A 24,752-nucleotide genomic window follows, 5' to 3' on the forward strand; every position below is an offset into this window, starting at 1 on the left:
TATGATCTCCCTACTACTAAAGGGGTGTCTTAGGGCATCGGGATGTATGCAAGCAAAAAGAACCGGCTTGTGTCAGTCACTTTCTGGCGAATATGGAATCGAAAATGTTGTTGGAAGAAGTTGTAGAAATTATCGAATTAACCGACTCAGACCATTTATCTCAAGCAATGGAACTGTTTAACGAGCATGGTTTTGTTGATACTGAGTCTTTACCTTTTATGAATGTTGTTTTTGAAACAGCACCAGATCAACTTGCGAAGAAGCTGTCGCAGATTGGTTTTAAAGGTTTAGTGCAAGTCGAAAAGAATGAAGATGCATCGGGCTTCACCATTATTGATGCTGACCGCGTTCTGCTAAAAGATTCTGCTTAGTTGAAAGGCTCTGCTTAGCTGCAAGATTCTTCTTAATGACAAGAATAAGATTCAGCTTAGTGAAAAGACTCTATCCAGTTCAGTAACACCCGTTATGATTATTTGAGGTTAACACAGTGACAACAGCAACCGTTTCATCAACAGAACAACATATTTCCAACGAACATGCGCTTTTAGGCGCATCGTTATTAGCGTCTCAAAAAGTTGAGTTGGCTCTGTTCAGTGTGATCTCTAAATTAGCTAAAGCCCTATCAAAAGAGCAGCAACAGTCATTAGGTTTGGATTTGGATACCTTTTTAAGGGAGAAGCCAAGTGAACAAGCCTCGACTCTGAGCCGCTACGAAAATACGTTTGGTGAACAACTTCCTTTGAAGGCTAATGAACTCAACGATTTTATTTATCATCGAAACTTGGTCACTCGTGGCTTTTGGCGTGTGACTGGTGCTGATGTTAAAGGCGGTGAGAAACTTGCTAACCCAGAGCTTTATTTAAAAGAGTTCTTGGCTAAATGTGAATACTGGCAAGTGATGATTGATACTCAAACCAAGTAATCAAATTGAAATAAGAAAGCCATAGCGAACATGCTATGGCTTTTTTGTTGTTTGTGCAAATTGTCTTGAATTCTTTGAATCTAGAGCATCATCTTCAATACATAGTTCCTAGAGACAAAGTGATGTTTAAGTGCGGCACTGATATGCAGCACAATTAAACAGGCTAGGGCAATACAACTGGCACGATGTAAATAGAAAAAGAAGCCGTTGATTGCAGAGTCGGTAATTAGATTATTTACGCTCACTAACCAAAATAAAGAGTACGGTTCTTTTAGCATTAAGTAGCCGGTGCTGAAAACCATAAACATCACAAGATACATCAAAGAGTGTGCAAGCTTGGCAACGCATTTTTGCCCTTCAGGCACAGAGGTTGGCATGCTTGGCGACGAGCGAAAGTGGCTCCAGATATAACGAACCACAAGCAGTGGCGTCGCAACGGTCGCCAATGACATGTTGAGCACTGACAGAAAAGAAAACAGCTCTGGATGACTGGTGACATAGTGCATCACATACCCTGCGATCGTTGCATAGATGATTACAGAAGCCATTACCCAGTGCAGTACACGGCTTACTAAATCGTATCGTGGATTATTCAAATTAACCTCGTTCTGATCGTTATTAATATAAGATTCATCTCGATGCAATAAACCATTTTTCGGTATATTCGCATCGCGAATTAATCATATAGAACAGTATTACGCGGTATTTTTATAATTTAGAAATTAATGATGTTGCTTCAGGTGTTTTATAATTATCAATGATGTTTTAGAGTGTTAATTCCAATATGGACATAGCAAACTTGTCGACTTCCTAGCTTGTATGCCTATTACGAGATACAGTTAGTCTAAATATAAACATATAAGGAATGTATAATGCTTCGAATCTTATTGGTTGCAGTTATCTCGGTGTTCAGCACGATGAGTTTTGCAAGCGAAGATGTTAAGTACTCGGAACAAGAGTATTTGGATAGACCGCTGATGGAACGCTATATCTTGGATGAGTTGAAGCAGCTTCGAATGGAACAGCAGGATCTTGAAAGACGCTTGACCATTCAGATGACTGACCGGGAACTGACTGTGGCAGACAAGTCTCTGAATTACGCCAATGTAACCGTAACCTACTTCTTCTACATTATTGCTGGTGTGGCCTCTCTTATCGCGCTGGTGGGTTGGCAATCCATCAAAGAGCTTAAACACACAACTCAAGACATGGCTGATAAGCGACTTAATTCTATCGCTCAAGACTATGAGAAGAAGTTTAATGTTCTTGAACGGGATCTTAAGCGCAAGACCAGAATCATTTCCGACAACAACCGCGAAATTGAAATTATCAATGAGATTCATAACCTATGGTTGAGAGCACAGAACGCACAAACGGCAGAGCAAAAAATTGAAATCTACGATGAAATACTGAAGGTTCGTCCTGGAGATTTAGAAGCACTTACTGCCAAAGCTGACGCTGCTATGGATATACAGGAATACCACTGGGCAATGAGTCTTTGTAACCGTGTATTAGAAGTCGATGACCAAAATGCTCATGCCTTGTATCAACGTGCTTGCGCCTATGCTCGATTAGGGGCAGAAGGTCAAGCTATCGATGACTTAGAGCGCGCTATTGAAGCCAGTGGGTCCATGAGAGAGCTGCTAACTGAAGAGCCGGACTTTGAGATGCTGCGAGGCTTAGAACGCTTCGAAGTACTTCGTGAAGAGTAATATGAGGTAAAGATCCGTGTTAACTAAGGTGGTGGGCTTTGCATGCTCACCATACTTTCACACCTATCGCGCTATGGTTTCTTACATTTCATTTATTTTTTTGATTTAATTGTTATGTTATAACACTTTCTAAGTTCCTCGTTATAACCGCTAAGTATTTTATGAAGTTCCTCCGTATTGGTCTGATCGTTACTGCGATCAGCGCATTTTCCCTTGCTGCTTTGCTCTCTTTTCACTCCAAACCAGCACCAGAAATCTCTATCAAAATAACACCTTACCAAGGTTCTCAACCTAATGATAAGGAAGTCATCGACTCGCAAGCGACTCCCAACTCTTTGGTTAAGGTCCATTATTTTGTGAAAGTTGGCGATACGCTAAGCAACATCTTTTCGTCATGGCAACTGCCATATGGAACCGTTCAAAAGGTGATGGAAGCGGATCTGGAGTCTTTGAAACTCGACACAATAAAACCTGGTGACCATCTAGAGTTGCTTTTGGATAGTGACTCAAAACAGCTTGTGGAGCTGATTTATCACGAGAGTTTGGTTGAGCAAGCAGCCTTTACTCGAAATGATGATGGAAGCTTTAATTACCAATTCCATGAAATGCCTGGCGAATGGAAAGAAAAGCTCTATACGGGCACCGTTCATGGCAGTTTTTCAACGTCAGCATACAAAGCGGGATTAACAACCGCCCAGATCGCCAATATTACTCGAACGTTAAGAGACAAGATTAACTTCTCAAAGCAGTTAAGAGCGGGCGATGAGTTTAATGTGTTGGTCAATGAGCAATACACAGGCGACCATCTAACAGGAAAAACAGAGATCCAGGGCATATCGATTAGGTTACGAGGTAAGGAAGTGGCCGCGTTTCTTGCTTCAGATGGACGCTTCTACGACAGAGAGGGTAACAGCCTTGAGCAAGCGTTCAATCGCTACCCAATAGACAAACAATTCCGAAGAATTACTTCGCCATTTAACCCATACCGTAAGCACCCAGTGACCGGACGTATATCTCCGCATAATGGTACTGACTTCGCAACACCCGTAGGGTCGCCAGTTTATTCAACCGGTGATGGTCGAGTTATTGCTATTCGTAACCACCCGTATGCGGGGAAATACATAGTGATTGAGCATAACAGCGTTTACAAAACTCGCTATCTGCACTTGAGCCGATTCTTGGTTAAGAAGGGGCAACAGGTTAAGCGTGGGCAGAAAATTGCGTTGTCTGGCACGACTGGTCGCGTAACCGGGCCGCATTTGCATTTTGAAGTGCTGGTGCGTGGAAGAGCGGTGGATTCGATGAAAGCGAACTTACCTTTAGCAAGTTCTATCTTACCTGAAAATAAAGGTGCATTCTTGGCGAGAGTTGCCTCGTTTGATGACATGCTCTCCGGGCAAAAGGTTGCACGAGTAACATCAAGCTAAGTATCAGCTTATAACTGTTCTAACCCTTTGGTGGCTAGTCATCAAAGGGTTGGAACGAGTTTTCATTAGGCTGCCTGATTGCTCAATAGCTTAATAGATTAAGTGCTCAACATCTTATATGCCCAAGTGCTCATGTGTTGAGATCTTAAGTGACTAAGTGACTAAGTGACTAAGTGACTAAGTGACCAAGCGATTGAGCGACTAGGCGATTAAGCGACGACCACTGCCGTGCCACTAGCAGAGACCATCAACATGCCATTACCTGTTCCCAAGACTTCGTAATCAATATCTACGCCTACCACCGCGTTGGCACCCGCTTCAATCGCTTTCTGTTCTAACTCTTTGAACGCGTAGTTACGTGCTTTTTCCAGTTCTTTCTCGTAGGTGCCAGAACGTCCACCCACAAAGTCACGAATTCCTGAAAACATATCTTTGAAAACGTTCACCCCTAGAATGGCTTCTCCGGCAATAACCCCTTTGTAATCGACAATGCGCTTGCCTTCGACTGATTGTGTGGTGGTAATAATCATAATGGCCTCTTGTAAGCTTGCTGAGCTGTCACTCGCTTATTGATTGATAGTTTGGTCTTGCTCTTGAATGTCATCGTTCAGTGCTGTCTCTGAGCGTGTGAATTCATGTCTTAACCATGTTCTCAGTTTTAGCACACTTTCTTGTTTTAATTTGTTTTTTGGGCAAACAAAGTAAAAATCTTGGTGCGGGTTAGCAACCGGTTTACCCAATTCGACAAGCATCCCATGGCTGATATCATCTTTCACAAACAAGCGATGCGTTACTAGTACGCCTAACGAACGAATTGAAGCTTGCACCGCTTGAATGGAGACATCGAACGTCAGATTGCTATGGAATGTGGGCAGTGGAATTTGGTAATTGTCGCACCACACTTGCCAGTCGTGTTGCCGCCTGAGGTTAAAAACGCCAATGGTCGGGTTTTGTTTGACGAGTTGCTCGACGCTCAATCCGGTCTGGTTTTTTAATAGAGTAGGGCTGCACACCAAGACCAGATCATCGTCGCCCAGTTTCTCGCTGTAATATTGCTCCCACTCATTGGGCTTGCCATGTACGAGCGCAACATCGACCCCTTCCTGTTCAATATCGAAAGGGCCAGTTAGCGTCGAAATACGGATATCAAGTGAGGGAGCGAAAGCTTGGAAGTCGGGAACTCGTGGGATCCACCAGTGCATCGCGAGCGAATTGACCATGTTGAGGGTAATGCGGTGGTCGTTAGGCGTTCTGGCAAGCTCTTCGGTCGCCTCTATCACTTGCTCAAGTGCGGGCGCGACTTTGCGGTAATATCGCTTACCTGCGGCATTAAGAACAACACGACGACCGACTCGTTGAAACAAAGGCTTGTTGACCAGTTGTTCTAACGACTTTATCGCTTGGCTTACCGCAGAGTGACTGACGTACAGCACCCGAGCGGCGTCGGTCATGCTGCCAGTCTCAGCGACAGCAATGAAAGCGTAAACGGATTTAAGCGGAACGAGTTTTTTCATTGGTAAGTTTTCCTTACAGTTATCGTTAATATTACTCGCTATTTTTCATTACGTCACGCCTCTAAAATAGATGTCATAGGAGGTGATAATTATGTCTGATATTACCAAGGCGACGACTTTCATGTTGTTGTCGACGTTCAGTTTGTCTTTAAGTGGCTTGATGGCCAAGTATCTATCTGAAGTGATGCCCACTTCGTTACTCAGTTTTGTGCGTTTTTTGTTACCCAGTCTGTTTTTATTTCTTTTCCTGACTTTTTACAAAATCAGCAAGCCGACACGAGAAATGTGGAAACCTTTGGTGATGCGAGCGATCTTTATGGTGGCGTGTCAGTGGTGTTTCCTTACTTCACTGCAAACCTTAACGCTGGTTGAAGGGGTTGTGTTATTCAGTACGGGTCCTCTGTTTATTCCATTGTTAGAAAAGTTAATATTTAGAACCAAGATTCATACAACGACGATAGTGTGTTTAGCTGTCACCTTTGTTGGCGTAGTGATGATGGCGGGGGATTGGTCGCAGTTTGAGTTGGGTTCGGAGTTCTTTAGACCTGCGCTTCTGCTTGGGCTTCTCGCGGGGGTATTTAATTCTGGCTCGCAAGTGAGTTTGTACCGAGCGTCTAAAACCAGCCTGACTCCGGCAGAGCTTAACGCGTGGACCTTTTTAGTTGCGGCAATTATTGTGATACCAATGGTGGTGTTTACTTCTGTTTCTGCGGTGCCTGATGTACTTGAAAGTGCAGAGAAAGGAACCTTGTCGGCGTTGCTGTCTTTTGACGATTTACGCTGGATTGTTCTCGGATCACTTGGTCTTGCACTGTTTACCATCAATACCCAAATCTTCCGTTCCAAGGCGTATAAGCTTGCAGACAGTGGCTCCCAGTTGGCACCTCTGATTTTTACTAACATGCTGTTTAGCGCGCTTTGGCAGGGCTTGTTCTTTGATGATGTGTTTTCTACACAGCAGATGATTGGCATTAACCTGATTGTCGTGGCGAGCATCACCAATACATTGCTGGCAAAAAGACACAGCAAGGCGAAAGCCAAACAAAAACCGCACACCACAGTGGCTGTAGCGACTGTAGTGGACGTTGCGGTATTGGACTCGGCAGCTAAAAGCTAACCATTGAGTTATGGCTTATCCTCTGAATGGTTAATTTAAAACTTAGAACAATGAGCGTATGTATTCTTTTACTCGGTCGATGTGTTCGTGCGGGTCAATCTCGCAGCGTTGGTTCATTTCTAGGAATCGCTCAGCGTATTTATCGTAGATTTTGTTTTCCAAAAACAGTAAATACAACTTGGGATCGATATGACCGCTGGTGGCCATGTCGGTCATGATGTTGAGTGATTCGCTTAAGAGTTTACCTTTCTTATAAGGGCGATCACTAGAGGTGAGCGCTTCAAAGACATCAGCAATTGCCATTGCTCTGGACGGCAGAGGTAACTGGTCTTCGTTTAAGCCTCTTGGGTATCCCTTACCGTCGATACGTTCGTGGTGTCCGCTGGCGATATCCGGAATGTTTTGAAGGTAAGGCGGGTAAGGCAACTTGTTGAGCATGGTGAAGGTTTGGATAATATGATCGTTGATCATGAAACGTTCTTCATCGTTTAGCGTACCACGGCGTACTTTCAAATTGTGCAGTTCACCTTGGTTGTATTTAACTTCTCCGGGCTTAAGTACAAACGCTTCTTGCCATACATCGGCAGGGTTAAAGCCATTGTCCCAAGGTATTTTATGCTCCGGTTTGTCTGCAAGCAGAGGCTCCATGACAGGCAAACCCTTTTCCTGACTTGTTGGCTCAGTTCTCTCTTTCTCAACCGACTCTTTTTGGGTGTTAAATCTCTCTTTTTCAGACCAAGACAAACCCAATTGATCATCCAGTGTACGTTTCCATTGGCGTTTAGCTATTTGATCTAAGCGTTCTAGCTGCTCTTCCGTCATATATTCGCCGCCAAGATTACACTCAGCAACGAAGGCAAACTCCTCATCCAGTTCAGACAGGCTTTGTTCGAGTATTTTGAGTTGTTCTTCTTGTAGTGCACCGTTCGCCATCGCTTTCCAGTAATCGGTTTCCGCTTGCTGTTTCAACAACTCAAAACGCATTCGCACTTCGTGGATTCGGTCGTAAATGGTTTCCAGTTTTGTTGCCTTATCTACCACATATTCAGGCGTGGTCACCTTGCCGCAGTCATGAAGCCAAGCGGCGAGCATCAACTCTTCCCACTGTTTACTGTCCAATGAGAATTGCGGGTAATAGCGGTCATCATCTATGGTTGCTTGAGTTAGCCATTTGGTGAGCTCAGGCACTCGTTGGCAATGCCCGCCCGTATAAGGTGACTTGGTATCAATCGCCGATGCAATCAGCTCAATAAAGGCATTAAGCATGTCTTTTTGTTGCTGCATTTGGTCGATGTTGTCTTTCGCTATTTCCGCAAAGCTGAGCAACTCTCTTAAAAAGGCGTGCTTGTCTGCCTGCATCTTGGTAATTGGTCTCTCATAGCCAATTGCCACAATCCCTACCAACAGTTTCTCTCGGTTTAATAGTGGAAATAGGTACAGGTCTGAATTGAAGATCGAATCTTGGTAATAGTTGAGAACATTGTCTTCTCTGTTCAAATGGATCGTCTCACCAGATTTAAGCTGACACAGCAACCAAGGCGTGTGTTTGATGAAGTCATTGATGTCGGCCTTAAAAGGAAGAATGGCAAGGTTGGCTGCCGTATCAAACACGTCTTTCTCTTTGGATTGAGTGAAAAGGACAATGGTTTCTGCTTTGGTAATTAAATAGCTTTGATGAGCAATGTTCTTGGCTAAGATCGAAAACTCCTGATTCCCGGCGGTGTCTCGAAGTAGGGTAATCAGATCATGAAGCGTGTGTTCCATTAGCTCAATCGAGTGGGCGAGGTTAGCCACTTCTTGAATCATGCTTTTGGGATAATGAGTACGCCTGAAGTCGAACCGAGCGATGTTGTCGGTGAGTTGCATCAGCGTATTGAGCGGCTGAGACAGTCGATTAGCAACAAACCATACGATAGCGAAGCAGATGAACAACATCCCAATCGCGACCGCAACTTGCTTGTCTCGCATCGAGATAAGATCAGCGAGCAGCTCATTGTGTGGCGTCGCTTCTGCCAAGTATAAGGTGACATTTTGAGTCAGTTGAACCGGCGTTAGCGTTAGTGCCCAAGTGTTTAAGTTGTACTCAACGTTTTTTAGATTGAGGTTAAACTTCTCTTCATCAGAGATAAGCGGCGCAATAACGGACGCTTTCAATGCTTCCATCTGTTCACGTTTGGGCACATTAAAGAAGCTTTGGTCTTGCTCACTGCCAGAGAGATTCCCCGTCGTTTGGTTGTTCGTTTGCTCAGTTTTACTTGTGTCATCAGATTGGGAGTCAGGCTTGGGTACTGATAGCTCAAGTTGATGCTGACCGAGAAGATTAAAATGTTGATCGAACAAGGCGAGTCGGGTTTGCGGAGAATAAGCTAATTCACTGATCTGAGAAGAGAGGGAACTCAACGTAAAGTCGGCACCAACCACATGCTTGCCATCGGCAGAACGCCTAGAGAGTGTAATGCCATTGGTTTGCAGGAAATAGAATAGATAGGGCTCAGAGAGTTGTATTGAGCCATCAGGCTTTGCGTTACGAAACCAAGGACGAGTGGTGGGGTTGAACTTACTCTCTGCTTGTCGAGTACTGATCACTTGATGTGCGCCATCAAGATAGGTAATAAAGTTTTCACCGTCTAGATTGGTGCTGCTGACCATCATGGTCGCTTTAGCGGGCGCGCTGTTTTCGGCTCTCTGTTTATTGGTGCTTAATGGACGAAAGATTCTGAAGTCACCATCTTCAGAACCATAAAATAGAGCGACCAAATTGGTGTTTTGCTTGAATATGATATCGACCGAAGCAAGCCAAGAGTCTTTTTCGACAGCGGAAGCTTGATGAGCAACAAACGGGCTCACCGCCATCACATTTAAGGTTGTGATAACAGGGGCAATGGCTTGTTTAAATACTGATTCCAGTTTGTCGCGGTGCTCATTACTGATCTCGCGCACTGTGCCTAGCAGCAGCTCTTGGGAGTGCCGATAACTAATCGAAATCAATACCGCACCGACAAGTGTTGTCAAAATTAGGAAAAGGCTAGTGATGTGGATACTCAGCGGATATCGTCTTCTTCTCATCTAACACTCCAGTTTGTAGGCTGGTTTAAGTATTGACGAACTTGGGTAGGTTGCAAAAAATTGGCGCAATTACCGAGTGTGTGCGGTTCGACTTAGATAAGACCAAGCGCTGGCTGGCTCTGGTTAGCCACGTATTCCCGTGTCGTGTAAATGAACCAGTAATAAACCTTTATGTTTGGGTGCTAATTGTCACTTTCAGCTGATAAACTGGCCGAATTGTTGCCATTAGGCATTCATTTTCTGAAGTATTCTTTTCCTGAAAGAGATTCAGAGTTACTTTCTGAAAAACGTATTTTGACCGAGCGAAGAGGGCATTGATTCATGGAACTCAAAGTAGATACTCACACCCACACATACGCAAGTGGTCATGCTTACAGCACATTGATCGAAAACGCCAAGTCGGCAAAGCAAAATGGTTTAGCCATGTTTTGTACTACTGATCATTCAGAATCAATGCCGGGCGCGCCACACTATTGGTTCTTCAGCAATCAGCGTGTGCTCCCTCGTTTTATTGAAGATATCGCAATTATTCGAGGTGTTGAGTCAAACATCATGAACACACAGGGTGAAATCGACATTCATCCGAGTGTGGATAAGAACTTGGATTGGGTGATCGCGAGTTTTCATGAGCCAGTATTTCGCCCATCGGATGTCGCTACCCATACAGAAGCATTGTTGAATGTGATTAAGGGCGGTCGAATTGATGCGCTTGGTCACTTAGGCAATCCTAATTTTGATTTCGATTTCGAAGCCGTTATTCAATGTGCGGTTGAGAACAACGTGGCGATTGAGATCAACAACACCACACTCAAAGGCAATAGCCGAGTTGGCAGTGTTGACCGCTGCTATGAGATTGCAAGAATAGCGAAAGCGAAGGGTGCATTTATTACAACAGGCAGCGATGCGCATTTCTGTTTAGATGTCGGTGGCTTAGACTTAGTCGCAGCATTGTTAGATGAAGTGGGCGTAGATTCGAGTAAAGTGATTACCCATTCGCCAAAGCAGTTCCTAGCCTTTTTGGCCTTGCGCGGTCGTAATGAAATCCCAGAATATTCAGATCTTGTTTAAGAGAATGTCGGCGGGTTTGCATTTCGACACAATCAATTTTTGTGCCTGAAAGATTTTTGTATACACTAGCCGAAAATAATAAAGTCGAAGTGCCACAGTAATGACGGCTCTAACTTCAAAGACACCGCTTCACTTGGAGAAACAATGAAAACTCGCTCAATCCTTTTATCTGGCTTAATCGCTGCTTCAGTATTGTCTGGCAACGCATTTGCTAATGTAGACCTTAAGAAAAACATGCAAGAAATGAAGCTTGCGTTCAAACAAGCGGCAGAAGCTCAAAGCATTGAAGAGATGCAAAAGCCTATCGTTCGTTTAGATACGCTAGTGGCAGAGCTGAAAACGGGTGTTTACCCAGTCGAGAAAGAAGACAACTTCATGGAAGGCTTCAAAAAGATCAGTGCATCACTGGATAGCATTGAGCAGAAGCTAGACCAAGGTGACTTAGCGTCGGCACAGCAAGAACTTCGTACTATTGATGGCCTTCGTGAAGAGTACCATGAGAAGCGTAACCCAAGCATCTGGAGCAAGATCTTCGGTTAATTCGTTAATCATGAACGTTTGCTAGATAGGTAACAAAGAGCAAACCTCAAGATTCGATTTCTAAAACGCCGCCTTACATTACCCTCTTTCGAGGAAGGTGTAAGGCGGCGTTTTTATTGTCTCTTTTATCGAAAGCCTGCTGCAAAGAGATGAGTATTACTTTCTTAGTTTTAGTGTTGTAACCAGTATTTAACGAAAAAGAGTGTGCGTTAGCTTCAATTTTTTAACTTGCTGTTAATCTTTACGTTTACCTATATTCCAAGTCCCTCATAATAAGGGAAATTTATAAAGACTTGGAATAATGCGCCGAACCTCGTTCAACTTCTTCATGTTACTTGCAACAGCATTAAGCTGGGCGCTAGTGACATTAATGCCTGTTATCAATGCTCATGGTAATAGTGCGGGAGTATGGGCGTCGTTATGTACGGTCAATGGCTTTGAATTGGTTCAAATCGAAGAAGGCGAACCTAATACTCATAAAGGAAAGCCGTGTCCGTTTAGCCATTTTTCCACGTTTCACCAAGATGAACTTCCCACTACACTACTGACAACTCGACTGAGTTCTATTGTCTCCGACAGCTACGCTTTTTTGGCTCTAAGCGAACGCTACACGAGGCAAGCCCCGCGCGGCCCTCCCTTTGTTATTGCTTAAACCTAACCCATTAAAATAATTAAAAAATAAAGTATTAAGTAAAGTTAAACATGCTCAGATTACTTTCTGATTTTTCAGAAGGTATGTTTGCGTGTGTCAAAGGAAATTATAATGTTGAGAAATGAATCTCATACCAATCCGGAAAATTAACTGATCAGGTCAATCCAATCTCTTGTACACATTTAACCCCTGCGAAAGCACAAGCAACTTCGCAGTCTAAAAGCAGTGCAACAACCGGTTCGGAAACCAATATAAAAAGCAAAGACCGCAATAAAACCCTCTATTTCCTCACATGGCGCTGGCACTTCTATGCTGGGCTATTTGTTATCCCGTTTATGTTAATGCTGAGCATTACAGGTTTGGTGATGCTGTTTGATGATGAAATCGAATTGACTTTCCACCACGAAGCCCTAGAGATTGTTGCATCGGGCGAGCCGATTAAAGTGTCACAACAGTTAGCTGCAGTACAACTTCAATACCCACAAGGTTCGGTTACCCAGTTTGTTCCGAGCAAAGCTCCTGATCTGGCTAACCGCTTTTCGGTAGCACTTGTAGACGGCACATCGGTCTTCGCCACGGTAAATCAATATACGGGCGAAGTGGTCGGAGAGATTCCGCGTAGCGACAGCCTGTACCAACTCGCGAATGACATTCACGGCACTTTGTTGATTGGGGTGATTATCTAATTGAAGTCGCAATAAGCTTGTCTATTCTGTTGCTCATCAGTGGTATTTACTTATGGTTACCTAGAGATAACGCGAGCCGCGCTGGTTTTCTTAAGCTTCGATTTGGTTCAGGAACGCGTATTTTAATGCGTGATCTGCATGCGAACATTGGAGGTGTGTTATCGCTCGTTCTGTTGTTGTTTATTCTGTCTGGATTGGCTTGGACAGGCTTCTGGGGCGGTAAATTAGTTCAAGCATGGAGCACTTTCCCTGCTCAAATGTGGGACGATATTCCGCTGTCTGATAAGACGCACACATCGCTTAACCATGGCTCAGAGGAAGAACTTCCATGGAATCTAGAACAAACACCGCTGCCGTTGTCTCAAGATAAGCCTGCAGAACATGTACATCACGTGGAAGAGGCATCTGAACCTCATGATCACTCTAAGATGGGCGAAGACCACTCTCAACATGTGATGTCAGCAAGCAGTTTCGGGATTGATGATGTTATCCAAAAAGCGCACTCACTTGGTTTCACTCAATACAAGGTGAATTTCCCGCGTTCAGAAACAGGTGTTTACACGGTCACAGCCAACACTATGGGCGGTGACATCATCGATCCAACGCAGGATCGTACTACGCACCTCGACCAATACTCAGGTCGTATTCTGGGTGAGGTGACATGGCAAGATTATAACTTCATTGCCAAAACGTTAGCGGTAGGTATTTCATTGCATCAAGGTGACATCAGCATCATTAACAAGCTTCTAAATGCTTTGTTTTGTTTGGCGTTCATTGTTGTGTCCGTGACTGGCGGTGTGATGTGGTGGATACGTAGACCTTCAGGTCAAAGAAAGCTTGGCACGCCACCGAAGTTTGGCGATGCAGGGCTTTGGAAGACAGGTTTAGTGATCGTGATAGTTATTTCAGTACTGTTTCCACTGGCGGGAGCGACGATCGTGACAGCAATGCTGCTGGATTGGTTACTATTTTCACGCGTTGAGAAATTCAAGACGGCATTGAGTTAATTGATATACAAACTGACCTCCTTTTTGAGGAGGTCAGTTTCATTATTCAGATGACATGCTCTGTTTATTAAGAAGACGTTAGACTTGTACAGCTCTATATTTGATAAAGCTCTAGATTTCATAAAGCTCTAACGGAAGCCCGTCAGGATCGGCAAAAAAAGTAAATGCTTTACCTGTAAATTCATCAATTCGGATCTGTTCGACTTCGATTCTTTGTTCTTCCAAATAGCTTTTGATTTGTTGAACGTCATCAACACAAAAAGCTAAGTGTCTTAGCCCTTGAGCTTCAGGAAAGCTAGGCCTTTCTGGCGCGTTAGGGAAGCTGAATAGTTCTATTTGAGCACCATTAGGTAGCGCTAAATCAAGTTTGTACGACTGGCGAGCCTCACGATAGTTTTCGGCAATTATCTCAAGTTTCAAAATCTCAGTGTAAAAGTGTTTCGACGCGTCGTAGTTTGAACAGATTATGGCCGCGTGGTGTATTCCTTTCAGCATCAGTTTATTTCTCCTGCCAACTTGTCACCTAAGTGCTTCATGGCGTAATCAATGAATACACGCAGTCGTGCGGGCATATACTTGGTTTGAGCAAATTGCATCGCGATAGCACCATGGTAGTTACTCTTGATGGTCCAATCTTCCAACACTTGTACCACGGAGCCTTCAGCCAACGCATCTTGAATCACGAAGTCATGGAAAATACCGACGCCTAGACCTTCTTTCACACCTTTCAGTCGCATCTGCGAGTGGTTAACTGCGTAACGTCCACTGACGGGTACTGTGTGAAATTCATCATCTTTAAGAAAATCCCAAATGTGATCTTTGTCTGTCTCTGCAAGATACAAACAGTCGTGTTCAGACAGCTCGGTAGGGTGGTGAGGAATCCCCTTGGCATCTAAATAGTCAGGGCTTGCACACAACACGAGGTTTGTTTTTCCTAACTCTTTCAATACTAAGCTTTCGTCGGGCTTATCAGTCAGGCGGAAAGCAATGTCGATGCCTTGACGTAAAATATCGATGTCGCCGTCAGCCGCTCTCAATTTAAGTTGGATTTCTGGATACTGATTTAAGAATGGAACAACGAAAGGCTGCAATACCGAATTCAAGAAGGCTTCAGGCGCCGCTACCGTTATCGAGCCTGCAGGTTCGGTATGGTCGGAGGTAGACAGTTCAACGGCTTGTTGCGCTGCGTTGATCATCACCACACTCTGATCATAAACCAATTGACCCGCTTGCGTAATGATAAGGGTACGAGTGGTACGCTCAAACAGTTTCACCGATAGCGCTTTTTCCAAGCGGGTGATGAGCTTACTCAAGGCTGATGGTGTCACGCCTAACTGTTTTGCTGCAGCCGTAAAACTACCTTCGTTAACCACCAAAATGAACGAGGCGAGATCCGGAAGCAGGGCGATGAGTTTTGGGTTAATCATAAGTATCCAGTTAAGCTAGTTTCAACGATGAACTTAATGGTCATTGTGAGCGATTTACTTTGATTTGTGAATCAATTTCATTAATTGATTGACGTGATTGCTCTGATAGGTTGTTGTGTTTGAAGCTCATCTGTATAGCGGCGTTGCTGCTGCGCATTCTGAGATGAAAAATTGAGATTTGATATGAAAGCGAAATTAGACGGAAATTATAGCTAATTTGGCGTTTAAAAAAGCAGGTGAAGGGCGTTAATGTGCCCTATGTCACTGGGATGAACTATTATTAGTGCCTGTGATTCATTAATGTTTTTCCAACTAAAGGGATAATCGGAACGGGGATGTTCAACTAGAATATAGGCATAAGTTTTACAGTGTAAATGATCGTGTTGAGATCGTTTACATCCCTACATAAAGCGGCGCGCGATGCTGCTAAATTATAACTAGGAAGGAATGAGACAATGTCTTCTGCATTTTACCAACAGATTCAAACTCAAATCGAAGAAGTTAAAGAAGAAGGTCTTTACAAGTCTGAGCGCATTATTACTTCTGCACAAAAAGCAGCGGTTTCTATCTCGACTGGTAAAGAAGTACTAAACTTCTGTGCAAACAACTACTTAGGTCTTGCTAACCACCCAGCTCTTATCGAAGCAGCTAAAGATGGTATGGATCAGCACGGTTTTGGTATGGCTTCAGTACGTTTCATTTGTGGTACTCAAGATTCTCACAAAGAACTAGAGCAAAAGCTTTCTACGTTCCTAGGTAAAGAAGACACTATCCTTTACACATCTTGTTTTGATGCAAACGCTGGTTTGTTCGAAACAATTCTAGGTAAAGAAGACGCAATCATCTCTGACGCACTAAACCACGCATCTATCATCGATGGCGTTCGTCTGTGTAAAGCAATGCGTTTCCGTTACTCGAACAACAACATGGAAGAGCTAGAGCAGCAACTTATCGCTGCTAAAGAAGCTGGCGCTCGTCACACACTAATCGTAACTGACGGTGTGTTCTCAATGGACGGCGTAGTGGCTAACCTTCCTGCTATCTGTGACCTTGCAGACAAGTACGATGCACTAGTAATGGTTGATGACTCTCACGCAGTGGGCTTCATGGGCGAAAACGGAGCGGGTACTCACGAGTTCCACAACGTTGTAGACCGTATCGATATCATCACTGGTACTCTTGGTAAAGCAATGGGTGGCGCTTCAGGCGGTTACACTTCTGGTAAGAAAGAAGTGATCGACTGGCTACGTCAGCGTTCTCGTCCATACCTATTCTCTAACTCTGTTGCTCCTGCAATCGTATCTGCGTCTATCCGCGTTCTAGATCTTCTTGCGGAATCTGGCGACCTACGTACTCAACTATGGGAAAACTCTGCTCACTTCCGTACTCGCATGGAAGAAGCTGGCTTCACTATGGGCGGTGCAGACCACGCAATCATCCCAATCATGCTTGGTGATGCAAAAGTAGCGGCTGAGTTCGCTGAGCGCGCACTAGAGAAAGGCATCTACGTTGTAGGTTTCTCTTTCCCTGTAGTACCAAAAGGTCAAGCTCGTATCCGTACGCAAATGTCTGCTGCACACTCTCGTGAGCAACTAGACCGCGCAATCGATGCGTTCATCCAAGTTGGTAAAGACATGGGTATCATCTAATTTTAAAGGGGTGCCACGAGCATCCTTTAATTAGATAGAACAACACCCAGTAGAACATATAGATTTTTGATTCTCGCCTTACAGTTAGGCGAGATGAACTAGGTAACATTATGAAAATTAAAGCACTTTCTAAGCTAAAGCCTGAAGAAGGCATTTGGATGACCGAGGTTGAAAAACCTGAAATGGGTCATAATGATCTTCTTATTCGTATTAAGAAAACCGCAATTTGTGGTACTGACGTACATATCTACAACTGGGATGAGTGGTCACAAAACACAATCCCAGTACCTATGGTAGTAGGTCACGAATACGTGGGTGAAGTTGTTGGCATTGGCCAAGAAGTTCGTGGTTTTGAAATCGGCGACCGTGTATCTGGCGAAGGTCACATCACATGTGGTCACTGTCGTAACTGTCGTGGCGGCCGTACTCACCTTTGTCGTAACACAACAGGTGTTGGTGTTAACCGCACTGGTGCGTTCTCTGAGTTCCTTGTGATCCCTGCGTTCAACGCATTTAAGATCCCTGCAGAAATCTCTGACGATCTAGCTTCAATCTTTGACCCGTTTGGTAACGCAGTACACACAGCACTTTCTTTCGACCTAGTTGGCGAAGACGTGCTAATTACTGGTGCTGGTCCAATCGGTATCATGGCTGCAGCTGTTGCTAAGCACGTTGGTGCTCGTCACGTTGTAATCACTGACGTAAACGAATACCGCCTAGATCTTGCTAAGAAAATGGGTGTGACTCGCGCAGTAAACGTGATGGAAGAGAAGCTTGAAGACGTAATGTCTGATCTTGGCATGACAGAAGGCTTCGATGTAGGCCTAGAAATGTCTGGTAACCCATCTGCGTTCAATAGCATGCTAACTAACATGAACCACGGCGGTAAGATCTCTCTACTAGGTATTCCACCATCAGACATGGCGGTAGACTGGAACCAAGTAATCTTTAAAGGCTTGGTTATCAAAGGTATCTACGGTCGTGAGATGTTCGAAACTTGGTACAAGATGGCTTCATTGATCCAATCTGGCCTAGATCTAACACCAATCATTACTCACCACTACAAAGTGGACGATTTCCAGAAAGGCTTCGACATGATGCGCTCTGGTATGTCAGGTAAAGTAATTCTTGATTGGGAATAAGCTTTAGCTGAGTAACAAGATATTAGAAAGGCGACAGTTTTTACTGTCGCCTTTTTTACATCTCGGAACTCAAGAAAATGGGCGATATGATCAAGGTTCAGTTGCCCATTTTTTACAGCAATGAGTTGTTAACCCAATGCAGCAGCCTGCATGATTAGGCCACAGATGTAAGCGCCGTATGTACCGAGTGCGTAACCAAGTACAGCCATTAGAATACCTACTGGAGCTAATGCTGGGTGGAACGCTGCCGCTACGATAGGAGCCGATGCAGCACCGCCGACGTTAGCTTGGCTACCTACTGCCATGAAGAACAGTGGTGCACGGATTAGCTTTGCCATCACAATCATGATAATCGCGTGGATGGTTAACCAAGTGATACCGATGAAGAAGTAGCCTGGGTTATCCAAGATAGCTGTGATATCCATCTGCATACCAATAGTGGCAACTAGGATGTAGATGAATGCAGAGCCCACTTTAGATGCGCCACTGTGCTCAAGGCTGCGTGTTGATTTGAAGCATGAAGCAATGAGTGCAAACGTAGTCACCATTACGATTAACCAGAAGAATCCAGAAGTCAGGCTGTATTGCGCCAGTTCAGGAGCATTAGTTGAGATCCATGGTGCGATAATGTCGCTAAAGAAGTGTGCTAAGCCCGTAAGGCCAAACGCAATCGCAGTGATCTTCATTAGATCCGTTGTCGTCGTCGGACGCGCGTTTTCTTCTTGGTACTTAGATACGGTTTCTTTTAGGTCTTCGATAGATGAAGTATCGGCTTTTAACCATGCATCAATCTTCTTCTGACGACCTGCCATGATAAGCAATATTGCCATCCAAATATTGGCACAGATTACGTCCACAGTAATCATCGCAGAGAACAACTGATCGTCAACTTCAAATACTTCTTTCATTGCAGCTTGGTTTGCACCACCGCCAATCCAAGAACCTGCCACCGTTGTTAGACCACGCCATACATCACCCGATACAAGGCCAGGATTTATTTGGTCGATGATCAAGATAGCCAATGGGCCGCCAATGATAATACCGACAGTACCGGTTAGGAACATGATGACGGCTTTTGAACCTAGTCCAAAGATCTTGCGCAGATCTGCAGAGATGATCAGTAGAACGAGTGCACTCGGAAGTAAGTAACGGCTTGCAACAAAGTACAGTTTAGAATTCGAAGCATCGATTATGCCGAAGCTGTTTAATAAAGAGGGAACAAAGTAACAAAGCAATAGACCCGGAACGAACGAGTAGAATTTTTTCAGTGCGCTATTTTGGCTACTTTCCGTGATAAAAACACCGCCAAGAATAACAGCTAACATGCCCATTATTACAGCATCATTAGTAATCATTATTATATCTCCTTTAAGGTGAGCGCAGAGGTCTCACTTTTTGAATTGCAGGACTATACCGACAACCGCCATTCGTTACAAATTGTAACGCTAGACATACTTTGAAATGTTTGTGTTAATTTTGATGGTTTGAATTTGTGAATGCAGTGCGCCACTTATTTGCACAGTGAATGGTTGGGCTGAGGCTTGTGCGGCGTATTTAGATATATGCATTGTAACTCAAGCCTTAGAGGGTGGTCGCTATGAATTGGGGCGATGATTGAATGACTTAAATGAGTGCATATATAGCCATGTCTATGGTGTGGTTTATGCGAGGTTGGAATGTTTCAATAATGTAAAAAGTGAATTCACTTTTGCCATGTGGTCAGAAATTAAAAATTTTAGCTAGATCACATAAATCTTTCGGATTACGAGTTCTAGCACCCGCTACTCATGCTCATTTGACGCTTTGTAGGGGGGTAAATGAAAGAAAAAGCGGCTTAAATAGCCGCTTTTGATGCTTGAATAGCATGGTTATCTAGAGCTGTAGTCTAGATTCTGCTTAAGACTCTTCTTCCTCAAAGCCATCTGCATAACCTTTCGGTGGAGGTGTCCAACCACGTTCAGAACGAGAGTGTTTGTCTGAACGGTCTTTTTTCATATCTTCTTTCATTGCTTCTTCAAGGTGAATGAAGATTTGTCGGTAGTTGTTGTCGTAGCGTGGGTTCTCTTCCGCTTCAGACCAAGCTTGGTAAAGCTTTTCAGACTTACGGCTCTCAACGCGTTGATAAGTCGATTTTTGCTGCTCGACGAAGAATGGGTGATGACCCAAAGAACGCAAGGCTTCAGCGCCCATTTCAAGAGCAGAATGGTAGGTCTCTGATTCAACAAAGTCTGCCCCCGCTTCTCTTAGGCGATAACTATGACCTCGGTCGAATGCGCGGGCTAAGATTTTCACTTTAGGGTAGGTGTGTTTAACGTATTTCACTAATTCAACGCTTGAGTCTTGGTTGTCGATTGCCACTACTAGCATCGCGGCTTCTTCGATTCCGGCGGTATGCAATAAGTCGTGACGAGTCGCATCACCAAAGTAAGATTTGATATTGATAGAGCGCAGCAAGTCTACTTGGTTCGCTTGGTGATCCAGAACCACCGTATTGACATCGTTCGACACCAACAAGCGGTTTACGATCTGACCAAATCGGCCGATGCCTGCAATGATAACGGTACCTTTCTCTTCTATTTTGTCTTCTTCTCGATCGTTCGATTTTTGCTCGTAACGGGGCAGAATGACTTTATCAAACAGAATGAACAGACCAGGAGTTAAGAACATAGAGAGGGCAACAACCAGTGATAGTGTTTGAACAATATCCGCAGGTAATACATGGTTCTGTGCTGAGAAGCTGAGTAGTACAAAACCAAATTCCCCCGCTTGAGCCAAGCTCAATGTAAATAGCCAGCGGTCGCTGTTTTTGATTCTGAAGATTAAAGCCAGTGTAAACAACACCAAGGCTTTCAGCGCCATCACGCCAAGAGTTAAGCCAATGATGAGTGCGAAATCGTTAAATAGAACGCCAAAGTTGATACCTGCGCCTACCGTGATAAAGAACAATCCAAGCAATAACCCTTTAAACGGGTCGATGTTAGATTCCAGTTCGTGCCTGAACTCACTGTTGGCAAGTACCACACCTGCTAAGAAAGTACCTAGGGCAGGCGACAAACCAACAAGGCTCATTAGCGCGGCAATACCAATCACCAACATCAGTGCAGTTGCAGTGAAGATCTCGCGTAAGCCAGAGCTCGCAACAAAACGAAACAGTGGCCGACTTAGATAATGTCCACCGACGACCACAATCGCAATTGAAGCCGTAATAACAAGTCCGTATGCCCAACTTGGCAAACCTGCAACTAAACTGAGTTCATCATGGTGTGCAGCGGTTTGGGCGGCACTTTCTGCCAAAGCAACCAATTCAGGAAGAGCCAACAAAGGGATGAACGCCAGCATTGGGATAACGGCAATATCTTGGAACAAAAGTACCGAGAAAGCGTTTTTACCGCCTTCCGTTTTAGACAGGCCTTTCTCATTGAACGTTTGTAGAACAATGGCTGTCGATGAAAGCGCAAAGATCAAACCGATAGTTAAAGCAATCGTCCAAGGTTGACCAAAGAACTGTGCAATTCCCATCACGATAGCGGTCGTACCACCAACTTGAAGGCCACCAAGCCCCATCAATCGGTTTCTCATCGCCCATAGCATCTTAGGTTCAAGTTCAAGCCCGACTAAGAACAGCATCATCACTACACCGAACTCGGCAAAGTGCTGGATGGTTGTTGTCTCTTCGCCAACCAATCCAATGATGGGACCAATCACAACGCCAGCGATTAAGTAGCCGAGAACTGATCCAAGTCCAAGTCTTTTGGCAATAGGGACCGCAATCACGGCTGCAATTAAATAGATAAATGCTTGTAGAAAGTATCCCGTCATTATTTAACCTCTGCCATCAATTCTTCCACAATATGGTTCAACTTTTCTGCCTTGTTGGCTCTTTTGATGTTGATATCACCTGCAACCAAGGCCTGTAAAAGCGTTCTGTAGCTATCGACATGTTGTTGAATACGGTTTTCTTCTAAAGCGGTACGAGATCCAAAAAGCGCAAAAGGCGCAAGATAGTTCATCCCACATAAAGACGCGGTTTGTTCAATTGGGTGAAGCAGTTCTCGAATAGTGAAGTGGTTGTAGCCATCACTTTGGTAAGCATCCTTTTTACCGCCAGCAGTGATGCAACACAGTAAGCTCTTACCTTGTAACTCGTTGCCATCGGTTCCATAGGCGAAGCCATACTCTAGAACGAGATCTTGCCACTCTTTGAGAATTGCCGGTGTGGAGTACCAATATAAGGGGAACTGAAAAATGATGATGTCATGGTCCAATAGGCGTTTTTGCTCACGATCGATGCTGATCTTGAACGTTGGATATTCGGCATAGAGGTCGACGCACGTGACACCGTCAACGCGTTTTGCTTGCTCAAATAACGGTTTGTTTGCTTCAGAACGATGTTGAGAAGGGTGTGCGAATAGCACTAAAACTCGATTTTTCGACATATAGCCCTCTTTGTATATAAACGAATAATACCTATTGGGATTATAGATATACAATAATAGAAGAATGCTTGAAGAACAACGAATTAGCTAATAGTGATTGTTTTTTCATTATCTCATTTCGTATAGTTTACCTTGTTTTAAGGCACTGTATTGTTTATACAATTCAATACTTCGAAAGGATATGAGCTTGTAAAACTAAATATTCGTTAATAATAAAAGCTAACATTTTTACTTTATGTCACCTTAACGTTAGAACGAAACCATTCGACAACTTTTCATACAATGATAACGAATAAAGGAAAGAGTATGAGTACAGATCTGCGTCAACAATGTGATTTTTTGCTTTCTGGTCACTTAGAACCAACTCCGGCACAAACATTCGCTCAGATGGCTCACTGGTGTGAAACAAATAATGTTACTCACGATAGCTACGGTGATGGCGAGTTTATTGAGAGTTTTGAAAAGAAAGTGGCAGATCTGCTCGGTTATGAAGCGGCTGTGTTTGTTATTACGGGCACCATGAATCAACCGACTGCACTAGAAATTGCGTGCCAAGAGAGAAGAAACCCAGTAGTGGCGATGCATGAATCGAGTCATATTATGCGCCATGAACGCCAAGGGTATCAGCTTCAAAATCGTTTTAGTGTTCTTCCTGTCGGTAACGTATTCCGCACTTGGAATGTCGATGACTTAAAGGCATGGCCTGATGAAATCGCAGCCGCATTATATGAACTGCCGATGCGAGAAATTGGTGGGCAGTTACCCGAATGGGAAGAGCTTGAGGCGATTAAACAGTACTGCAAAGAGCAATCGATTCACCTTCATATGGATGGTGCCCGCTTGTGGGAGTGTGGCGCCTATTACCAAAAGTCATACAGCGAGATTGCTAAGGGGTTCGATAGCGCCTATGTCTCGCTGTATAAAGGTCTCAATGGCCTTGGTGGTTCGCTACTGTTAGGCGATAAAGCTTTTGTAGCGAAGGCATCGGCGTGGATGAAGCGCCAAGGTGGTAACGTGTATCACCGAACGCCTTATGTGGTATCTGCTGCGATGCAGTTTGATGAGCGATTAGAACTGATGCCAGCTCTGTATGAACGCACCAAACAGGTTTATCAAATATTACAAGATTACCCTCAGTTCACCGTTAATCCGCAGCAACCGCAGGTCAACATGCTTCACCTATATTTACCTGTGAGCTATGAAGACGGCATTATTGTGAGAGATAACATAGCGAAGAAACACAAGATTTGGATAGGAAACCCAGCGATCAGTGAGTTGCCAAACCAATGTAAGATTGAATGGTATGTAGGGGATAACCTACTAAATTTGCCTGATCATGAGCTGATAGACATTCTAGATTTTATTAGCGAAGAGCTGATTTGATTAACGAAGAGCTGGCTGAAGAAGAACTGATCTAATTGGAACTGAAATGGATACAGGAAAGGGTTCTTATATCCATTTATATAGCTAGGATGTCCGGCTCTGTTACATATACTGGTTGATGTACACATCAACTAAGAACATGAACACTGGAACAGTGCTGAGAAGTCCGAAGAAGACGATTGGCACCCAGTTTTTCATTTTCTTTTTAGGTTGCTCAGTGTTATTCATAAATTCGGCCTTAAATTCGTTGTTGAGTCTGTTTAGCTTTTTGGTACTAAAAATCTAAGTGTATGGTATCAAATAAATGGGTTTAGCCCTATGTAGATTTAGAGAACCGTGGTGTATATCAATCACATAAAATGTAAGTGATTCATAAACGGTTCATAAAGGTTCAACAATAATGAACCTATTACAACAATCATTGCCTTACTCGGCATATTAAATAAATAGCATTCAAAGATTTGGAGAATACAGAATGAAAACAATAGGAAACATCATTTGGTTTCTGTTCGGTGGCGTATTTATGGGACTAGCTTGGTGGTTCTTCGGACTGCTCGCATTCCTAACCATCGTTGGTATTCCATGGGGTAGAGCATGTTTTGTTATGGGTAACTTCTCATTCTTCCCATTTGGTCAGGAAGCGATTTCGCGTGATGAGCTAACCAATGAAATGGACATCGGCACGAGCCCGCTAGGTGTGATTGGTAACGTTATTTGGTTCTTATTTGCGGGGATCTGGTTGGCGATTGGTCACATCATGTCAGCAGTAGCGTGTTTCATTACTATTATAGGTATTCCGTTTGCGATTCAGCACCTTAAGCTCGCGGTTATCTCATTGGCGCCAATCGGTAAAACCGTTGTCGACAAGCGTGAAGCAGAAGCGGCACGAGTAAGAAACTACAAGGGTTAAGACTACAGTTTAAGCCTTATATAGAACTGAAAAAGCACATCACATGATGTGCTTTTTTGTGCCTCGTTTTCTATCTAACGATGCCCCAATCTCA

22 protein-coding genes and 1 pseudogene are annotated in these 24,752 nt (G+C 44.0%); 13 read left to right on the forward strand and 10 right to left on the reverse strand.

Features of this window, described 5'->3' with window-relative positions:
- The first annotated feature begins 104 nt into the window (after window positions 1–104).
- Window positions 105–371 carry a hypothetical protein gene (locus A6D97_RS13180; RefSeq protein ID WP_017067627.1) on the forward strand — a complete coding sequence of 89 codons (267 nt, stop codon included), beginning with the start codon at window positions 105–107 and terminating at the stop codon, window positions 369–371.
- A 116-nt stretch (window positions 372–487) separates the two neighbouring features.
- Complete coding sequence (locus A6D97_RS13185; RefSeq protein WP_017064806.1) at window positions 488–922, forward strand: hypothetical protein; 435 nt, start codon at window positions 488–490, stop codon at window positions 920–922.
- 80 nt (window positions 923–1,002) lie between these two features.
- On the opposite strand, the gene A6D97_RS13190 is transcribed toward A6D97_RS13185, so the two are convergent.
- Window positions 1,003–1,518: a cytochrome b/b6 domain-containing protein gene (locus A6D97_RS13190; protein WP_082151303.1), complete on the reverse strand. Its 516-nt coding sequence runs from the start codon at window positions 1,516–1,518 to the stop codon at window positions 1,003–1,005.
- Window positions 1,519–1,794: 276 nt separating this feature from the next.
- On the opposite strand from A6D97_RS13190, the gene A6D97_RS13195 reads away from it, so the two are divergent.
- Complete coding sequence (locus tag A6D97_RS13195; protein ID WP_017067625.1) at window positions 1,795–2,634, forward strand: alkyl sulfatase dimerization domain-containing protein; 840 nt, start codon at window positions 1,795–1,797, stop codon at window positions 2,632–2,634.
- A gap of 161 nt (window positions 2,635–2,795) precedes the next feature.
- The gene (locus A6D97_RS13200; protein WP_065584577.1) at window positions 2,796–4,061 is read left to right on the forward strand and encodes a peptidoglycan DD-metalloendopeptidase family protein; all 1,266 of its coding nucleotides are present in this window, start codon (window positions 2,796–2,798) and stop codon (window positions 4,059–4,061) included.
- A gap of 209 nt (window positions 4,062–4,270) precedes the next feature.
- Here A6D97_RS13200 and A6D97_RS13205 read toward each other — a convergent pair whose 3' ends face one another.
- The gene (locus tag A6D97_RS13205; protein ID WP_004730185.1) at window positions 4,271–4,591 is read right to left on the reverse strand and encodes a heavy metal-binding domain-containing protein; all 321 of its coding nucleotides are present in this window, start codon (window positions 4,589–4,591) and stop codon (window positions 4,271–4,273) included.
- A 36-nt stretch (window positions 4,592–4,627) separates the two neighbouring features.
- Entirely contained in the window at window positions 4,628–5,575 is a 948-nt protein-coding gene (locus tag A6D97_RS13210) for a LysR substrate-binding domain-containing protein (protein WP_065584578.1), read from the reverse strand.
- Window positions 5,576–5,666: 91 nt separating this feature from the next.
- On the opposite strand from A6D97_RS13210, the gene A6D97_RS13215 reads away from it, so the two are divergent.
- Window positions 5,667–6,692, forward strand: coding sequence for a DMT family transporter (locus tag A6D97_RS13215; RefSeq protein WP_017059531.1), 1,026 nt, complete (start codon window positions 5,667–5,669; stop codon window positions 6,690–6,692).
- A 42-nt stretch (window positions 6,693–6,734) separates the two neighbouring features.
- On the opposite strand, the gene A6D97_RS13220 is transcribed toward A6D97_RS13215, so the two are convergent.
- Window positions 6,735–9,758 (reverse strand): HD domain-containing phosphohydrolase, encoded by a 3,024-nt coding sequence (locus A6D97_RS13220; RefSeq protein ID WP_065584579.1) that lies wholly within the window; start codon window positions 9,756–9,758, stop codon window positions 6,735–6,737.
- Between the two features lie 321 nt (window positions 9,759–10,079).
- Between A6D97_RS13220 and A6D97_RS13225 the strand changes: the two genes are divergently transcribed.
- The 4 genes and pseudogenes from A6D97_RS13225 (at window position 10,080) to A6D97_RS13240 (ending at window position 13,711) form a co-directional block, all read left to right on the forward strand.
- Window positions 10,080–10,826, forward strand: coding sequence for a phosphatase (locus A6D97_RS13225; RefSeq protein WP_065584580.1), 747 nt, complete (start codon window positions 10,080–10,082; stop codon window positions 10,824–10,826).
- Between the two features lie 144 nt (window positions 10,827–10,970).
- Window positions 10,971–11,366 (forward strand): cytochrome b562, encoded by a 396-nt coding sequence (locus tag A6D97_RS13230; protein WP_017059534.1) that lies wholly within the window; start codon window positions 10,971–10,973, stop codon window positions 11,364–11,366.
- Window positions 11,367–11,667: 301 nt separating this feature from the next.
- Window positions 11,668–12,018, forward strand: a complete 351-nt coding sequence (locus A6D97_RS13235) for a hypothetical protein (protein ID WP_017064798.1) — start codon at window positions 11,668–11,670, stop codon at window positions 12,016–12,018.
- A gap of 167 nt (window positions 12,019–12,185) precedes the next feature.
- Window positions 12,186–13,711 (forward strand): annotated as a pseudogene (locus tag A6D97_RS13240) (PepSY domain-containing protein).
- 111 nt (window positions 13,712–13,822) lie between these two features.
- Here the strand turns inward: A6D97_RS13240 and A6D97_RS13245 are convergent.
- Both A6D97_RS13245 and A6D97_RS13250 read right to left on the reverse strand, forming a co-directional pair.
- Window positions 13,823–14,206 (reverse strand): VOC family protein, encoded by a 384-nt coding sequence (locus tag A6D97_RS13245; protein WP_017069423.1) that lies wholly within the window; start codon window positions 14,204–14,206, stop codon window positions 13,823–13,825.
- Complete coding sequence (locus A6D97_RS13250) at window positions 14,206–15,138, reverse strand: LysR family transcriptional regulator (protein WP_065584581.1); 933 nt, start codon at window positions 15,136–15,138, stop codon at window positions 14,206–14,208. Before A6D97_RS13250 ends, A6D97_RS13245 begins: the two co-directional genes overlap by 1 nt.
- Before the next feature lie 455 nt (window positions 15,139–15,593).
- On the opposite strand from A6D97_RS13250, the gene A6D97_RS13255 reads away from it, so the two are divergent.
- Together A6D97_RS13255 and tdh are read left to right on the forward strand one after the other, a co-directional pair.
- Window positions 15,594–16,787 (forward strand): glycine C-acetyltransferase, encoded by a 1,194-nt coding sequence (locus A6D97_RS13255; protein WP_065584582.1) that lies wholly within the window; start codon window positions 15,594–15,596, stop codon window positions 16,785–16,787.
- Between the two features lie 110 nt (window positions 16,788–16,897).
- Window positions 16,898–17,929: an L-threonine 3-dehydrogenase gene (gene tdh / locus A6D97_RS13260; RefSeq protein ID WP_017059546.1), complete on the forward strand. Its 1,032-nt coding sequence runs from the start codon at window positions 16,898–16,900 to the stop codon at window positions 17,927–17,929.
- Between the two features lie 128 nt (window positions 17,930–18,057).
- Here tdh and A6D97_RS13265 read toward each other — a convergent pair whose 3' ends face one another.
- The 3 genes from A6D97_RS13265 to A6D97_RS13275 form a co-directional block, all read right to left on the reverse strand.
- Window positions 18,058–19,284: a DUF819 family protein gene (locus A6D97_RS13265; protein WP_017064792.1), complete on the reverse strand. Its 1,227-nt coding sequence runs from the start codon at window positions 19,282–19,284 to the stop codon at window positions 18,058–18,060.
- A 541-nt stretch (window positions 19,285–19,825) separates the two neighbouring features.
- Window positions 19,826–21,748, reverse strand: a complete 1,923-nt coding sequence (locus A6D97_RS13270; protein WP_065584583.1) for a monovalent cation:proton antiporter-2 (CPA2) family protein — start codon at window positions 21,746–21,748, stop codon at window positions 19,826–19,828.
- The gene (locus tag A6D97_RS13275; RefSeq protein ID WP_010428887.1) at window positions 21,748–22,365 is read right to left on the reverse strand and encodes an NAD(P)H-dependent oxidoreductase; all 618 of its coding nucleotides are present in this window, start codon (window positions 22,363–22,365) and stop codon (window positions 21,748–21,750) included. The genes A6D97_RS13270 and A6D97_RS13275 overlap by 1 nt, the downstream gene beginning before the upstream one ends.
- 306 nt (window positions 22,366–22,671) lie before the next feature.
- Here A6D97_RS13275 and A6D97_RS13280 point away from each other — a divergent pair, with 306 nt between their 5' ends.
- Complete coding sequence (locus A6D97_RS13280; protein ID WP_065584584.1) at window positions 22,672–23,748, forward strand: beta-eliminating lyase-related protein; 1,077 nt, start codon at window positions 22,672–22,674, stop codon at window positions 23,746–23,748.
- 102 nt (window positions 23,749–23,850) lie between these two features.
- On the opposite strand, the gene A6D97_RS22315 is transcribed toward A6D97_RS13280, so the two are convergent.
- Window positions 23,851–23,976: a hypothetical protein gene (locus A6D97_RS22315; RefSeq protein WP_017060906.1), complete on the reverse strand. Its 126-nt coding sequence runs from the start codon at window positions 23,974–23,976 to the stop codon at window positions 23,851–23,853.
- 247 nt (window positions 23,977–24,223) lie between these two features.
- Between A6D97_RS22315 and A6D97_RS13285 the strand changes: the two genes are divergently transcribed.
- Window positions 24,224–24,658, forward strand: coding sequence for a YccF domain-containing protein (locus tag A6D97_RS13285; RefSeq protein WP_004730224.1), 435 nt, complete (start codon window positions 24,224–24,226; stop codon window positions 24,656–24,658).
- Window positions 24,659–24,752: the final 94 nt, after the last annotated feature.

Origin of the sequence: Vibrio sp. ZF57 (assembly GCF_001691235.1) — a bacterium.
Taxonomy (GTDB): domain Bacteria; phylum Pseudomonadota; class Gammaproteobacteria; order Enterobacterales; family Vibrionaceae; genus Vibrio; species Vibrio crassostreae_C.